The sequence below is a fragment of the Lacrimispora sp. genome, assembly GCF_032078915.1.
In the GTDB taxonomy this organism is placed as follows: domain Bacteria; phylum Bacillota; class Clostridia; order Lachnospirales; family Lachnospiraceae; genus Lacrimispora.
The window spans coordinates 35,578-50,087 of sequence record NZ_DAMAUN010000025.1 but is presented as its reverse complement, the minus strand read 5'-3'; the positions used below and the strand labels follow the sequence as shown (position 1 = coordinate 50,087).

At 41.4% G+C, this 14,510-nt stretch carries 13 protein-coding genes and 1 pseudogene; 1 reads left to right on the top strand and 13 read right to left on the bottom strand.

Features of this window, described 5'->3' with window-relative positions; all coding sequences use genetic code 11:
* Positions 1-54 precede the first annotated feature (54 nt).
* From tet to RT269_RS12000, 7 genes and pseudogenes are all read right to left on the bottom strand, one after another.
* Complete coding sequence (gene tet / locus RT269_RS12030) at positions 55-2,049, bottom strand: tetracycline resistance ribosomal protection protein (protein ID WP_313182900.1); 1,995 nt, start codon at positions 2,047-2,049, stop codon at positions 55-57.
* Between the two features lie 322 nt (positions 2,050-2,371).
* The gene (locus RT269_RS12025; protein WP_313182898.1) at positions 2,372-2,662 is read right to left on the bottom strand and encodes an HAD hydrolase-like protein; all 291 of its coding nucleotides are present in this window, start codon (positions 2,660-2,662) and stop codon (positions 2,372-2,374) included.
* A 61-nt stretch (positions 2,663-2,723) separates the two neighbouring features.
* On the bottom strand, positions 2,724-2,948 hold the full coding sequence (locus tag RT269_RS12020; protein WP_313182897.1) for a hypothetical protein: 225 nt from the start codon (positions 2,946-2,948) through the stop codon (positions 2,724-2,726).
* A gap of 42 nt (positions 2,949-2,990) precedes the next feature.
* Positions 2,991-3,524: pseudogene (locus tag RT269_RS12015) on the bottom strand (class I SAM-dependent methyltransferase); the annotation flags it as partial.
* Positions 3,525-3,675: 151 nt separating this feature from the next.
* Entirely contained in the window at positions 3,676-4,545 is an 870-nt protein-coding gene (locus RT269_RS12010; RefSeq protein WP_313182896.1) for a GNAT family N-acetyltransferase, read from the bottom strand.
* Positions 4,546-4,578: 33 nt separating this feature from the next.
* Complete coding sequence (locus RT269_RS12005) at positions 4,579-5,001, bottom strand: MarR family winged helix-turn-helix transcriptional regulator (RefSeq protein WP_313182895.1); 423 nt, start codon at positions 4,999-5,001, stop codon at positions 4,579-4,581.
* 12 nt (positions 5,002-5,013) lie between these two features.
* Positions 5,014-7,275, bottom strand: a complete 2,262-nt coding sequence (locus RT269_RS12000; RefSeq protein WP_313182894.1) for an excinuclease ABC subunit UvrA — start codon at positions 7,273-7,275, stop codon at positions 5,014-5,016.
* A gap of 225 nt (positions 7,276-7,500) precedes the next feature.
* On the opposite strand from RT269_RS12000, the gene RT269_RS11995 reads away from it, so the two are divergent.
* Entirely contained in the window at positions 7,501-8,025 is a 525-nt protein-coding gene (locus RT269_RS11995) for a hypothetical protein (protein ID WP_313182892.1), read from the top strand.
* A gap of 175 nt (positions 8,026-8,200) precedes the next feature.
* Here RT269_RS11995 and RT269_RS11990 read toward each other — a convergent pair whose 3' ends face one another.
* The 6 genes from RT269_RS11990 to RT269_RS11965 all read right to left on the bottom strand — a co-directional run bounded on the left by RT269_RS11990 (position 8,201) and on the right by RT269_RS11965 (position 14,477).
* Positions 8,201-8,410 carry a hypothetical protein gene (locus RT269_RS11990; RefSeq protein WP_313182891.1) on the bottom strand — a complete coding sequence of 70 codons (210 nt, stop codon included), beginning with the start codon at positions 8,408-8,410 and terminating at the stop codon, positions 8,201-8,203.
* 65 nt (positions 8,411-8,475) lie between these two features.
* Positions 8,476-10,041 carry an ABC transporter permease/substrate-binding protein gene (locus RT269_RS11985; RefSeq protein WP_313182889.1) on the bottom strand — a complete coding sequence of 522 codons (1,566 nt, stop codon included), beginning with the start codon at positions 10,039-10,041 and terminating at the stop codon, positions 8,476-8,478.
* Positions 10,038-11,174 carry an ABC transporter ATP-binding protein gene (locus RT269_RS11980; RefSeq protein ID WP_313182887.1) on the bottom strand — a complete coding sequence of 379 codons (1,137 nt, stop codon included), beginning with the start codon at positions 11,172-11,174 and terminating at the stop codon, positions 10,038-10,040. Before RT269_RS11980 ends, RT269_RS11985 begins: the two co-directional genes overlap by 4 nt.
* A gap of 116 nt (positions 11,175-11,290) precedes the next feature.
* Positions 11,291-11,929 carry a GntR family transcriptional regulator gene (locus RT269_RS11975; RefSeq protein WP_313182886.1) on the bottom strand — a complete coding sequence of 213 codons (639 nt, stop codon included), beginning with the start codon at positions 11,927-11,929 and terminating at the stop codon, positions 11,291-11,293.
* 124 nt (positions 11,930-12,053) lie between these two features.
* Positions 12,054-12,941: a histidine phosphatase family protein gene (locus tag RT269_RS11970; protein WP_313182884.1), complete on the bottom strand. Its 888-nt coding sequence runs from the start codon at positions 12,939-12,941 to the stop codon at positions 12,054-12,056.
* 105 nt (positions 12,942-13,046) lie between these two features.
* Complete coding sequence (locus RT269_RS11965; RefSeq protein ID WP_313182883.1) at positions 13,047-14,477, bottom strand: 6-phospho-beta-glucosidase; 1,431 nt, start codon at positions 14,475-14,477, stop codon at positions 13,047-13,049.
* Between the last annotated feature and the right edge of the window lie 33 nt (positions 14,478-14,510).

Here is a 14,510-nt window from a genome sequence, read left to right as displayed (position 1 = left end):
CTAAGATCCTACCTAAGGTTGGAGTCAAGTGTTTTTTTAATTTTTTTTTAATTTTTAAAAAGAATTGTTTAATTCAGTATCCATGTTGGCCTTTCCATTGCTGCTGTTGCCATGCACCATTTCTTCATTAGCCTTATCAAATAAATGGCGGGTTTTGTCCAACCGATCGTCTGGCTTTCTTGCCTGAATAAAAATTTCTCCGGTATTTTGCTGGTACCCTGCGTGTTCTGTTAAAAAAACTCCACAGCCTTTTGTTAACTCTGAAAGCTGCTCTTTGTAAATTTGAGATGTGCGGGCTGGAATTTTTCCAGCCACTACAATTTCATTATGCTGTGTTTTTATTGACTCAATCATTGCATGATATTTTTTTAAGTCATTATAAACACGAGCGTTGCAATCTTGGGGGACATAAAGTTTGAATGACAAACACGGTTCCAATAACTCTGTACCTGACTGTTTTAAAGCTTGTTCAAGCACGATAGGAGCCAGATGCCTGAAATCAGCCGGTGTACTTACCGGACTATAATACAATCCATATTCAAAACAAATTTTTAAATCAGTTATTTCCCATCCATACAGCCCTTGTTCGCAGCCAGATCGAATACCTTCTTCAACGGCATTCTGGAATGACTTATTTAAATACCCATATGACACTTTACTTTCATATTGCACTCCTGCTCCAATAGGAAGAGGCTCTATTGATAATCCGATGGATGCCCAAAAAGGATTTGGTGGAACTTCAATATGGGCGGTAAAAGCTGCTTTTTTTAAAGGACGTTCTTTATAAATAGTTGTTACATTTTCTATTTTAGCCTGAAGATGGTATCTGCTCTGCAATAGGGCAACAATGATCTCCATTTGAACCTTTCCAAGAAACTCCATTGTGATATCACTGCTTCTGGAATCCAGTTTATATTGTAAAAGAGGATCTGTTTCAGACAGTTCCGACAAGGCTTCCAGTAAAATTGCTCTATCGGAAGAAACCTTGGGGGAAATATTAGCCTGCATTATCAGGCTGTTATCATGCAGGACCACGTTGTTTCGTGGTATTATTCCTATGGTGTCTCCTATTTTAAGCCGGGCTTCATTTGGGAAAATAGCAATATCACCGCATTCAATTTTGTCGGCTTCTACAATTTTACCATTACTTGAGGTTTCCAGCTTTTTTATTTTCATACTGTCAGAATGACCTTCGGGGGTCAGTACATCACGGGTTTTAATTGAGCCTCCAAAAATACGCATATATGTGCGCTTATTCCGATTATCATCTCTTTCAATTTTATATACCAATGCGGCGAGCTTGGAGTCTGTCTGTAATATAAGCGGATCGAATTCTATAAGAATGGCATCCATTAGTTCTTTTGTTCCTATATGTTTCAGAGCACTGCCATGATAAATAGGCAAAAGCTTACCGCTGCTTATATTTTTTCTTCTGCTATTTAACAGCTCCTCAGTTGTAATAGGCTGATCTAGCATATATTTCTTCAGTAAAGTATCATCCATCTCAATAATCGTATCTCTAAACTCTTCTGACAATTTATCAATTTCCGTGGGTAAAAGAGCATTATCTTTTGTAATTCTCTGCATGACAAGAATATGAGAAGTTAATTTCTCTTTGATATCTTTATAAATCAACTCAAGATCAATATCTGGCTGATCAATCTTATTAATAAAAATCAAAGCAGGAAGCTTCCTTTTTCTTATTGCATCGAAAAGAATACGTGTTTGTGCCTGAATACCATCCTTGGCAGAGATCAGTAAAACGATACCATCTAATATATTTAAAGAACGCTCTACCTCTGAATAAAAATCTATGTGCCCTGGGGTATCAATTAAGTTGATTTTAACATGTTTCCATTCATAAGATGCTATAGACGCCTGTATCGTAATTCCTCTCTGTTTTTCAAGTGTCATAGAATCTGTAATCGTCGAACCGCGATCAACACGCCCAGATTCAGCAATTGTACCGCTGGTATAGAGCATGCTCTCTGTTAATGTTGTTTTTCCTGCATCTACGTGAGCCAGGATGCCTATATTCATTATTTTCATAAGTCACACCTCATACAATCGTTATAATACAAAAGTCCCCTGTGATTGAAATACTTTCGTCACAGGGGACTGCTATCATAACAATTATGCGCACGACATGAAAAGCTGTTAGAAAGAAGATTCTACAGCGCAGCGGCATTAATAAAATATGAAAGTATTCTTAAATTAAGGTACAAAAAACCAAGCCCATTACACCTGTCATAAGGCTGAATAATTCATACCTACCATCATTCAATTGATTGTTATTTAAGAATACCTTGCCGCATTGTAGTTTATCTCCTTATATTGCTTTTCTCATATTACCTTATAAATACCAGATTTGTCAAGTTCGTTTGGAGTTATTCGAGCTTCGGCAGACAATGGAATGCTCTTCTGTTACATCATATGATCTATCCCTCATAATTGAAAGAAGATCGTCAGGTTTTTCTAAGTAATAATCTGCCTGTATCTCCCTGGAGAGACTGCCCCAGCCCGCCAAAGCAAAATCAACCTTGGCACTTTTGGCACATTCCCAGTCATATACACTGTCCCCAATATAGATCAGTTCGTTATTGCTCGCATTTGAGACTTCCATATATTTGAAAAGAGGGTCTGGATCTGGCTTATGCCCCACCGTAGGTTCAAACCCTGATTTAATCAGAAAATCTTTCGTACCTTTCGATTCGTCATCTACGTTAAGAGTACTTATTTTTTAAAAGTCCATTTAGAACGAAACCAACCAATCGATCATTTATAAACGCACCTATGGATATCTCCGGAACATACCCTCTTCTTTGCAGCATTTGTTTGAATGTTTCAATGGATAATTTCATTTCAACCTGATAATCGGAAAATGCATTCAGAAATGCTTCGTGAAGTGTTTCTATACTTGCATTATTTAAAGTCCTATAATCTAACATTTGTCCTCTTCCGCTAATTGCTTATCTAATTTAATAAGATGATTACTTTTTTGCTTTTATAACCAGAAATGCAGGCTTAATAAATTCTTTCACCAGATCAGGCTTTTCCTTTAAAGCCCATGGCTCAGGTGTCGGCTCTACCACATCTTTAAGAATAAAGCCTGTATGGGCTAATGTTGATATGATTTCTCCCATGGTACGATGGTAGTTAATTACACCATCCACAAACCACGGGCCAACACGCTGACCGCTTTTCCCATAGTCAGAAAACGTATAAGAAATAAAGTTTCCGTTCTCATCCACGTTATGATGACCTTTACAATCCATAGTGGCTGTTACAATGGGATGTTCCTGGGAATAGATCAAGTACCCGCCCTCATTTAAGAGCGGGTAAATATCTTCGATAAGTTTTTGAAAGTTTTCAGCGTAATGAAAGGCAAGTGAACTGTACACCAAATCAAATTTCTGTGTAAATGCGGCTAATTCTGACATATCCATACGACAGTATTCAACGTTTGGGTGAGGAAATTCCTTTTCTGCTACTTCAAGCATCTTTTTTGAAAGATCAATGCCGACTACTTTTTTCGCCCCTTAATTTCATATACTCTTAAAAAACACTTCATTGTCATATATATTTTGGCTCATGTAAGACTCCCCTTTGTTCTTTTAATTAGTTACATCTCATAATTCCCTATGATACATCATCGTTGCTCTAGCCTTGATTTAATTATGCATGTGACAAAACAGGAAACATCACTTGATGATTCACAAACCAATGATTCTTTCCTTTAAGAACAAAAAGAGTTGTATCCTCTTCTTCGAGAATTTGTGAATGAAAATCCCCATGTTCTGCAGGAGTAAAGCCAAAAACCACAGTGTGAATTTGAGACTCTGCCACTCTTGATACCATGTCGATCAAAGCGTGGCCACCGTTGCTAAAAATATCATAACAGGTTAAAATCTCATTTTTATTTGAAGCAATTATTACAGCATCAAAATCTTCCAGAAAATACACACAGTCTTTCATCAATGAAGTACAATAAAACATAAGCAATTCATAGTTATCCTCCATTGTAAGCGCAGAGTATGGGTTGGATTTCGAGTAATACCCCTTCAAGAGTGCACGATCAATTGCTCGGCTCATGTCAAGTTTCCTAATGCATCCTTTTGTTGGAGTGATTGGACTGCTGCATTGGTATTCAACGGCTTTTACAAAACCAAATTTAGGGTAAAAATCAAGAACACTGTCATTGGCAAACAGATACATGGTATCGCATTTCTCTTTCCATTCACTTAAAATTCTTTCAATTAAATATCTGGATAACCCCTGGTTTCTATAATCGGGGTCCGTCATGACCGTGCCAAGCTGGATGCACCGTTTTTCCTTCCCATTATAACGGGATTTAATAATATTCACAGAGGCATTAGCGATTACCTTTCCATCATCAATCAAGGAATATGGAATATATTTATCTGTCCAATATCCATTCTGATAAAAATCTTCAAAAGACAGTCCAAAGGTTTTTTCAGCTAAACGGTTATAACTGTGCCGTAATGCATCCTCCTCTTTTATGCTGTTTGTAAAGATATAATTCAAATAACATCCCTCCTTCTCTTCCCGCTTAAGCTATCATGTTTTTTCAGCGTACAAGCTGGTGATTTTTTTGCACATCATGGAAAAAGCCTTTACTTCCTCTGCCGTTAATGCTTCTTCAATTAAGTTCATGATTTCATTTCCAAAATCATCGACACGGTTTAAAAAGGCTTTTCCTTCACTGGTCAGTATAATTTTATAGGAACGGCGGTCATTAAGCTGCCTTTCCTGTACGATATACTTTTTTTCCAACAGCCGTTTCGTCAATTTTGAAATGCCTGACTGCGAGATTCCTTTCATTTCGGCAAGCTCTTTTGTTGTTTTCGGCCCTTGATTACTCAACGTATCAAGTATATAGTACTGTGCTGTTGAAACGCCTTCCACGTTAAATTTGTTTGAATCAGATACAATCATACACTGAAAAGGTACATAACTTTCTTCTAATTCTATTTCTGCCATAAGACCGATCTCCTATATTTTATTCATATATTTTTTCAGGGATTTTCCTGTCAGGGAATCTTTACAATTAATTAAATCTTCCGGCAGCCCTGTAAACATAATTTTACCGCCATGCTGTCCGGCATATGGGCCTAAGTCAATAATCCAGTCTGCCTGACAAATAATATCCAAATTATGCTCTATTACAATAAGGGTGGAATTTTGTTCTACAAGACGACTCATAATACCAATCAGCTGTTTTATGTCAGCCATATGCAAGCCTGTTGAGGGTTCGTCCAAAACATAAACCTTCCCTCCGCTTTCCAGCTCGGAAGCCAGTTTGATCCGCTGCAATTCCCCTCCTGAAAGGGTGTTCAAGGGCTGCCCCAAAGAAATATAGGTAATTCCAACATCTGAAAGCCTTTTAAGTACTGTTCTTATTTCTTCTTCCCGAAAAAATTCCAAAGCCTCCGATACGGTCATCTTAAGTATTTCACCAATATTCCTACCTCTTAGCTGATACCCAAGCACTTCGTCGGTATAACGGTTCCCATGACATTCTTCACATACTGTAACTATGGTATCCATAAACGCTAAATCTGTATAGGTAACACCTAAGCCTTTACATGCAGGACATGCGCCTTGGGAATTGAAACTGAACAGGGAGGGGCTGACTCCGTTGCTTTTTGCAAATAGTTTTCTGATCATATCAAAGATACCTGTAAAGGTTGCTATGTTGGAACGCTTTGATGCTTGTATTCCCTTTTGATCGATAAAAACAGTATCGGGATAAAATCGGGGCAGCACCTGACTAATAAGCGTACTTTTTCCTGAACCGGCAACCCCTGTCACGACAGTCATTACTCCTTTGGGTATTTCAACTGAAAGGTTCTTCAAATTGTGCAGCTTTGCATTGTGAATGGACAGCCAGCCGTTGGGGGTACGTGTGCCGGATTTTAATTCCGGCCGGTAAGACAAATACTTCCCTGTCAATGTACCCGATGCTTTTAACCCTTGCAAGCTCCCTTGATATACGATTTCGCCTCCATGAATTCCCGCGCCGGGTCCCATGTCAATCACATGGTCAGCAATCTTTATTATATCTGGATCATGCTCCACGATAAGTACGGTATTGCCTTTGTTACGCAAAAGTTTCATAAGGTCATTGATCTTGCTTATATCGTAAGGGTGAAGCCCGATACTGGGCTCGTCAAAAATATAAGTAAGGTCTGTTAAGCTGCTGCCCAGTTGGCAAACCATTTTGATTCTTTGAGATTCCCCGCCTGAAAGAGTGGAGGTTTGTCTGCTTAAACTTAAATAATCCAACCCAATAGATACCATTTGCTGCAGGCGATTCACCAATTCTGAAACGATTGTTGCCGCCACCGGAGCATTGATGGACTGGATAAATTCTAATAGTTCGTTTATCTGCATATCAGCGCATTCCGCTATATTTTTACCGTTCACTTTGCAGGATAATACTCTGTCATTCAGGCGTGTCCCATGGCAGTAGGGACAATCCTGTTTAATGACAAAGCCCTCAATTTCTTTGCTGTATCTGACTTTTTCGCCATCCTCTTTTTTGAGAAAGCTCCGCTCGATCCGTGGAACCACCCCCTCATACAATGAAGTTTTAGGCCATTCGGGAAGAGGATCCTTCACCTTAATGCCGTCAGCGTAAAGTAACAGCTCCAGTTCTTCGGGTGAATAGTCTATTATTTTTTTATCATTATTAAAAAATCCGGAATAAATATAACGGGTCAGCCGCCAGCCGCCGGGTTCAAAAGTTGGAAAACGGATTGCTCCCTCATTTAAGGATTTGTTTTTATCTAACAGCCGTTCAATATCAACCGCTTCCATCTTTCCCAAGCCCTGACAGCCGCCGCACATTCCTGCCGGATTATTGAATGAAAAAACATCAGAATAGCCGGCAAAAGGAGTTCCAATCCGTGAAAACAACAGGCGCAATAAAGAATAAATATCTGTAATCGTGCCTACCGTTGACCGTGCATTGCCACCCAACCGTTTTTGGTTGATTATAAAAGCTACCGATAAATTTTCCATAGTATCCACATCAGGTTTTCCGTAATGAGGCATACGGTGGCGGATAAAACTGGTGTAGGTTTCATTTAATTGCCTTTGGGATTCTGCTGCTATCGTATCAAACACAAGTGACGATTTACCAGAACCGGATACTCCCGTAAAAACAGTAATTTCTTTTTTGGGTATCAGGACATCAATATTTTTTAGATTTCGCACCCTTGCGCCAGATACCCGTATATCATTATCAGACATAATTTTACCTTTCCACTATATATATGACACAGTTAATATATGAGTGTGTCATATATATCTTATCACCATTTTTACTTCTTTGCAATGGCCTTTTTCTTTACCGTAGTTTTGCCTCCTGTCCGATCAGAGCAGTTTCTTCCATTATTTTCCAGACTCCTATATTGTATTCTGGCGGATATCTGTTAAAATAAGGTTATAAAAAGTCGTAAAATAGGGGGAATAAAAATGGCAGAGATTATTAAAGTCTATAAAGAGCATTTGCCCTCATTGCGTTTTATTGGGAAATGCTATACCAACGCTGACAGATCTGGCGGATTTGGTCACAAATGGATGGAATGGTTTCGAAACGGCTGGTTTGGGGAGCTTGAAAAGCCTGGCGGTGACCCGAAGATCGAAAACAGTTATCTGGGCTTTATGCGCTGCAACAGCAGCGATTTGGAAAACACGTTTGAATACTGGATTGGCATGTTCCTTCCATCCGATACATCTGTCCCCGATGGCTATGATTTTATAGATTTGGACGAGGGCAGCATCGGTGTATGCTGGATTAAAGGCAAAGAGGATGACGGCGGCATCTATGGCATGCATGATGAGTGCATGGTTAAATTCCAGGAACATGGTATGGGTAATTTTAAGGAAGACAATGAGAACAGGATTTATTTTTTCGAAAGGTATAACTGTCCGAGATTTTCCGAGAAGGATGAACAAGGAAATGTTATTTTAGACTATTGCATATACTTGTCAGAGTAAAAGGCTTAACCATAGGGTGAAAGCATTAAACCGTTTAAGGATACCTTGATCCAGTGCAGCGGAGCCGTACTGGATCAAATGTATAAGGTACAAACGAACAAGAGCCGTTGCATCTTCTTTCCGATGCAACGGCTCTTGTTCGCTATATTCCTAACTACTTTTTTCCGGAAAGCATTTAATCATTTATAAAAACCTGAGCCATATGAATGAGAAAACTCAATGTACGCAGGATAAACACACACCCTGCAATCACATATACCCAGGGAATGCCCAAAGTTCCAAGCAACCATAAAAGCAGCATTACAACTGACACATCCCGCATAAACCGTCCAAACATGAAACCGATTCTTTCTTCCCTTAGAGACAGGGGCTGGTCAGCGCTCATCAGCCAGCGCCACCTGGGAGAAGAAAAAATAAAGGAAAGAAAAGCAAAAAGCAGAATTCCATAAATCATGATATCAATCCATTCTCTTTTAGAAATTCCTGGGCGACTGCAGCAGGTGACTGCTGTAATTCATCCACCTTATAGTTCAAATCGATCATAACCTCATTGGTTAAAAATGGTGCCAATTCTTCCATGATACCGGCGATTTCCGGACATTTTTCCAATGAATCTGCCCGAATAACCGGAATTGCAAAATAGGGCGGGAAAAAGTTCTTATCATCCGTCAGCGTTTTTAAGTCGAATTTTTTCAAAAGTCCGTCGGTGGCGAAAGCATCAATGACATCCACCTCACCGCTTCCCAGAGCCGTATAGCGGGGAGAAGAGTCTAATGTGAGGTTTTTTCCCATTTGGAAACCATATGTTTTCTGCAGTCCGGATAATCCATCCTCCCGGTTGGAGAATTCAAACGTAGTACCGGATGTCAGGGATCCGCTTATTTTAGCAAGATCACTTATTTTATCCAAATGATACTTCTCTGCCGTTTCCTGAGTTACAGCCAATGTATAAGTATTATTAAAGCTCATCTGCTTAAGAATCTCCAGATCAAGCTGCTCCTTATACTCTTTCTTTACCGTCTGATATACCTGCTCCATATCACTGATAGGCGGATGTTTTAGGATATCAGTGTATGAGGTACCGCTGTAGTCAATATATAGATCAATATCTCCGGTCTTCATTGCAGCAAAGCATACCTGTGACCCGCCCAGGCTCAGCTTTCTGTTTACGATGATATCAGTTCTGTCTTCTATTAAATCCGCCACCATATTCCCAAGGATCTCCTGCTCCGTAAAATCCTTGGAGCCGACTGAAAGTGTACGCACATCCCCTGATACACTGCCAACGGATGTGAAAAGGAATATAGCCGCAATAAACATTGCAGCCGCTCCAAGCATTGCCTTCTGGATATTCCTGCTTTTTTTCTTAACCGAGGCATCTCCCTTTTGAAGGCTGACCGGCGTAACCAGCTTTTCAGTCAGGCCAATCAGAAAGTCTACCATCAATGCCAAAAAGCAGGCAGGAATGGCGCCCGCCAGGATTTGATTGTTATTTACCGTCCGTATGCCGGAAAACACCAGATATCCCAGGCCGCCCGCACCAATAAACGCAGCCATGGTCATAAGCCCCACCGCTGTTACGGAAGCGATCCGCACTCCTGCCATAATGACCGGAAGGGCAAGGGGAATCTGCACCTTTGTCAGCACCTGAAACGGCGTCAATCCGATTCCTCTGGCCGCCTCCAGTGTCTGGGGATTGATATTATCAATTCCTGTATAGGTATTCTTAATAATGGGAAGAAGAGAATAAAGAACGACTGCAACAATTGCTGGAATGATACCGATTCCCAATAGTGGGATCATAAAGCCAAGCAGAGCCATGCTGGGTATTGCCTGAATCACGTTTGCAACTGCTAAGATCGGCTTACTGGCTTTTGCCGCAAAGGAAATAAAAATTCCAAGAGGCACTCCGATCAGGATGGCCAGACCTACCGATATGGCAGTCAGTTTCAGATGTTCGATCAGTAATGAAAGGATCTGGGGATAATTGCTTATTACATAATTCCAAAAATTCATTCTTCCTCTCCTCCTTCATAGTCAAAATATTGCTGACTCAGTGTTGTCACCAGGCTGCTCCGGGTAATAAGCCCCTTAAGGCGCCTTTGGTCATCCACCACCGGAACTGTTGACACCTGGTTTTCCGTCACTATTTTCAGTGCATCCAGTATACATTGGTCCGGTAAAAGGGCAGGGAAGTCTTCATACATAAATTGTTCTGCCGACTGGGTTCTGTCCTCTATGCCTCTTAATCTGCTGGCCTTGACAATTCCCATCAAACGCCGGGTATCCCGGTCCACTATGAGAAGGCTGTCAACCTTGTTTCTTCGCATCTTTTCAATGCATTTTAAAACAGATAAGTCTTTGGTGGCAGTGACCGGCTGCTCAATCATAATGTCGGACACCTTGATGTACTCCGGTGAAGACCAGATCCTGTTTTTTCCTACGAAGCTTGAAACAAACTCATCCACAGGGTTGTTTAAGATATTCTCCGGCGTATCATATTGAAGAATGTCGCCATCCTTCATGATGCAGATCATATCCGCAATCTTAATGGCTTCGTCCATGTCATGAGTCACAAAAACAATCGTCTTCTTTAATTTTGCCTGTAGCTGCACCAGTTCATCCTGAAGATCTGATCTTGTTATGGGATCCAGGGCCGAAAAAGGCTCATCCATCAGGATAATATTCGGATCCGTGGCAAAGGCTCTGGCTACTCCGATCCGCTGCTGCTGCCCACCGCTAAGCTCCGTCGGATAACGATTCAAAAACTCATCGCAGTCAAGTCCAACCATCTGCATCAGCTTCTTTGTATTTTCTTCAACATCCTTTGGCAGCATCTTTTCAAGCTTTGGAATCAGCTCTATATTTTCCTTAACCGTCATATGGGGAAACAGTCCCGTCTGCTGGATCACATATCCGATTTTCCGCCGCAGGGCTACTTCATCCATGCTGCCGATATTTTTCCCGTCAATGGAGATCGTACCCGATGTGGGTTTGATCAGCCGGTTGATCATTTTTAAAAGTGTGGTCTTTCCGCAACCACTCTCACCAATAATAGCCACCAGGCTTCCGCTATTTATCGTAAATGTAATTTGATTCAGAACCTGCTTTGTCTTATAACGTTTGGAAATACGTTCAAATTGTATCATATATCTCCCTCCTTTTTAGCAAAGTAACAACTTAATTATATTATAAAGTTGTCACTTTGTCAAATTTCAAAAAAAACGCCTGGAGCAAAATGGCTTCAAGCGTTATGATAAAACTCTTATTTGGACGGATATAAAAATTCTCTTACATGATCAGGGGTGTCATCCTGTGTTATGAAATATATGGTATCATTTTCCGAAAGAGCAACGTATGGCCCGGGGGATTTTATGACAGTGTCATTCCTGCTGACTGCGATCACCGTCGCCCCAGTCCGCTGCCAAAATTGGATTTCCGTTACCGTCTTATTTAAATGGACACAATTGCTGGTGATCCGTATCTCAAACGGCATAAACGGATTCATTGACCGGAAATGAACGGAGGCCTCTATCAGATCCTTCAGGCAGTCATTTAAATACTCCATTTCCTGTTTTTGGCGGCTGACACTCTTTAAAAGATTTTCTTTGATCGTATCGATGGTCTGCCGCTTACTGTTTTGCTGGATGTACTCTGCTGCTTTTTTCTGGGACTTAATGATGATCCCATTCCCCTTTTCTGAGGTTACGATCCCCAGATCGCTGAGTATGCAGATCGCCCGCCGTGCAGTCTCCGGAGATACGCTGTACTGGCTGGCCAGGGAGGAACGGGCGTAAATCTTCTCACCAACCTCATATTCTCCATTGGCAATCCGGGCTGCCACCTCTACGGCAATTTGCTGATAGCGGGGAATTGCTGCTTTATGCTTAATCTCTATGTCCATGTGAATCACGTTTCCTTTGCCTATTGTAGTATAAAACAACACCAGTATAGCCTAAAACGTGATACAAAGCAAGGTGAGGTTAATTCCATCCCATCTTTCTTTTAAGATCATTTTCTTTTTTTGATCATTTTCCTTTTTCTACATAAGACAAATCATTCACCGTTTCAACTGTATATATGCCATCTTTGACAACCACTTTCGATACACTGGCATTTTTAAGCCCTGCTGCCGGCACTTTAGCATTTGCATCGACTGTAGAAAGAAAAGTTCCGATGCTTAATCCGTGAGAAACCACAAGAACGTCAGCATAGCCTTTGTCCATGGATTCCTTTACGATATCGCTAAATGCCGCCTGTAAACGGGCTTGTATTGTGGCAATATCTTCCGCAGGCCAATTGCCCTCTTCCCCAGCCTTATCCTTATCCAGCTGTGCCAGAGCATCTGCAAATGATGCAGCCGTGTCCATGAAACTTCCGGTCTGCATGTAAGCCATCATATCCTCCAGTGTCATGCCCTGCGCTTCTGCGATTGCTCCCCACATCTCATCATTTGGCATACCTTCATAAGTGCCAAAGTTAAACTCCCTAAGCCTTTTGTCTTTATGAATCTCAAGATTCTGGCCCTTTTCGTTCAGTACAATTTCTGCCGTCTCAATGGCCCGCCCGCTATCGCTTGTATACACAGCGTCAAATTCAACTCCTTCTAATTTTAAGCCCCGTCCCAAAGCGCTTGCCACCTCGATACCGGCGGGTGTAAGCGGTGCATCGATCCAGCCCTGTGAACGATCCGATGTATTTAACATGGTCTTACCGTGACGTGTAATATAAAGTGTCACCGTATCAATCGCTGACGCAGACTCTTCTGCAGATGCTTTCTCTGTTTCAGTCTTTGTTACTGCCGTTTCAGTCTTTGCCACTGCCGTCTCCGGCTGCTTTACAGATGCCGTCCGGCAGCCTGTTAATAGCATGGTTCCTAATAAAAATACTGACATATATCCGGTAACTTTTTTCATTCTTTATTCCCTCATCCCCATTATTATATACTCCTCATGATCATTTCCCCCGGATAGCCGCCGGCCCGCCTCCTCTTGACGGGCATGGCATCATTCCCTCCGGTTTTAATAGGTCAGATCTTCCCCATTGGCAGCAATGACTTTTTTATACCAATAAAAAGATTTTTTTCTGGAGCGTTTTCCGGTTCCATTTCCTGAATCATCCAGATCTACATAAATAAACCCATAGCGCTTACTCATTTCTCCGGTGGAAGCACTTACTAGATCAATACAGCCCCAAGGCGTATATCCCATTAAATCCACACCATCGATTTCGACCGCATCTTTCATAGCTTCAATATGAGATTTTAAGTAGCCAATGCGGTAGTCGTCTTCCACATATCCATTTACATCAGCCACATCTTTCGCACCTAAACCATTTTCCACGATAAACAGCGGCTTTTGGTAACGGTCATACAAAGCATTCAGGGTAATTCGAAGGCCCAGAGGATCGATCTGCCAGCCCCACTGGCTTGCTTCCAAATAAGGATTTTTCAGGGAGGCAAATACATTGCCTTCCGTTGTTCCCGCAGCAGTTGGATCCCCGCTGGCGACTCTCGACGAATAATAAGAAAAAGAAATGAAGTCAACAGGAGATTTTTTCAATATTTCCAGATCATCGTCTGTGATATCCAACTTAATGTTTTCTCTTTCAAAGCGTTTCCAGGCATAATCAGGATACTCGCCTCTTGCCTGCACATCAACAAAGAAATATCCCTCTCTATCACTTTCAAATGCCGCCCATACATCCTGGGGATTGCAGGTAAATGGATAATATTGACCCGCCGCCAGCATACAGCCCACCTTGTTCTGCGGATCGGTCTCATGAGCCATCTTGACTGCCAACGCACTGGCAACCAGTTCATGATGGGCTGCCTGATACTGAATCTGCGTTCTGTCTTCTCCCTCTTCAAAATATAATCCTGCCGCCATAAAAGGACCATGGAGAATCATATTGATTTCATTAAACGTAAGCCAATATTTTACCAGTCCTTTGTAACGGGTAAATACGGTCTTACAGTAATTTACAAAAAAGCCGATGACCTTTCTGTTCCTCCAGCCGCCGTATTCTGTGATCAAGTGCATGGGACAGTCAAAATGTACCAAAGTAACAAGCGGTTCAATTCCATACTTGTGGCATTCTTTAAAAATACTTTCGTAAAATTTCAACCCTTCCTCATTGGGAAGGTCATCGTCCCCATTAGGAAAGATTCTGCTCCATGCAATGGAAAGACGATAAGTTTTAAAGCCCATTTCCCCAAATAATTTAATATCATCAAGATAATGATGATACATGTCAATCGATTTTTTTGCCGGGTAATAGTGTTCCTCATCAAAATCGAACATTTTCCTGGCTCCGGTAACGACAGCCCAGCGGTCTTTGCCATGTGGAACCACATCCACATTGGCAAGGCCCCTGCCTCCCTCTGCATATCCTCCTTCGCATTGGTTGGCAGCAGTTGCACCGCCCCATAAAAAATCCTCTTTAAACGCCATATGATAACTCCTTTCTTCTATCTTGTCCGCCCA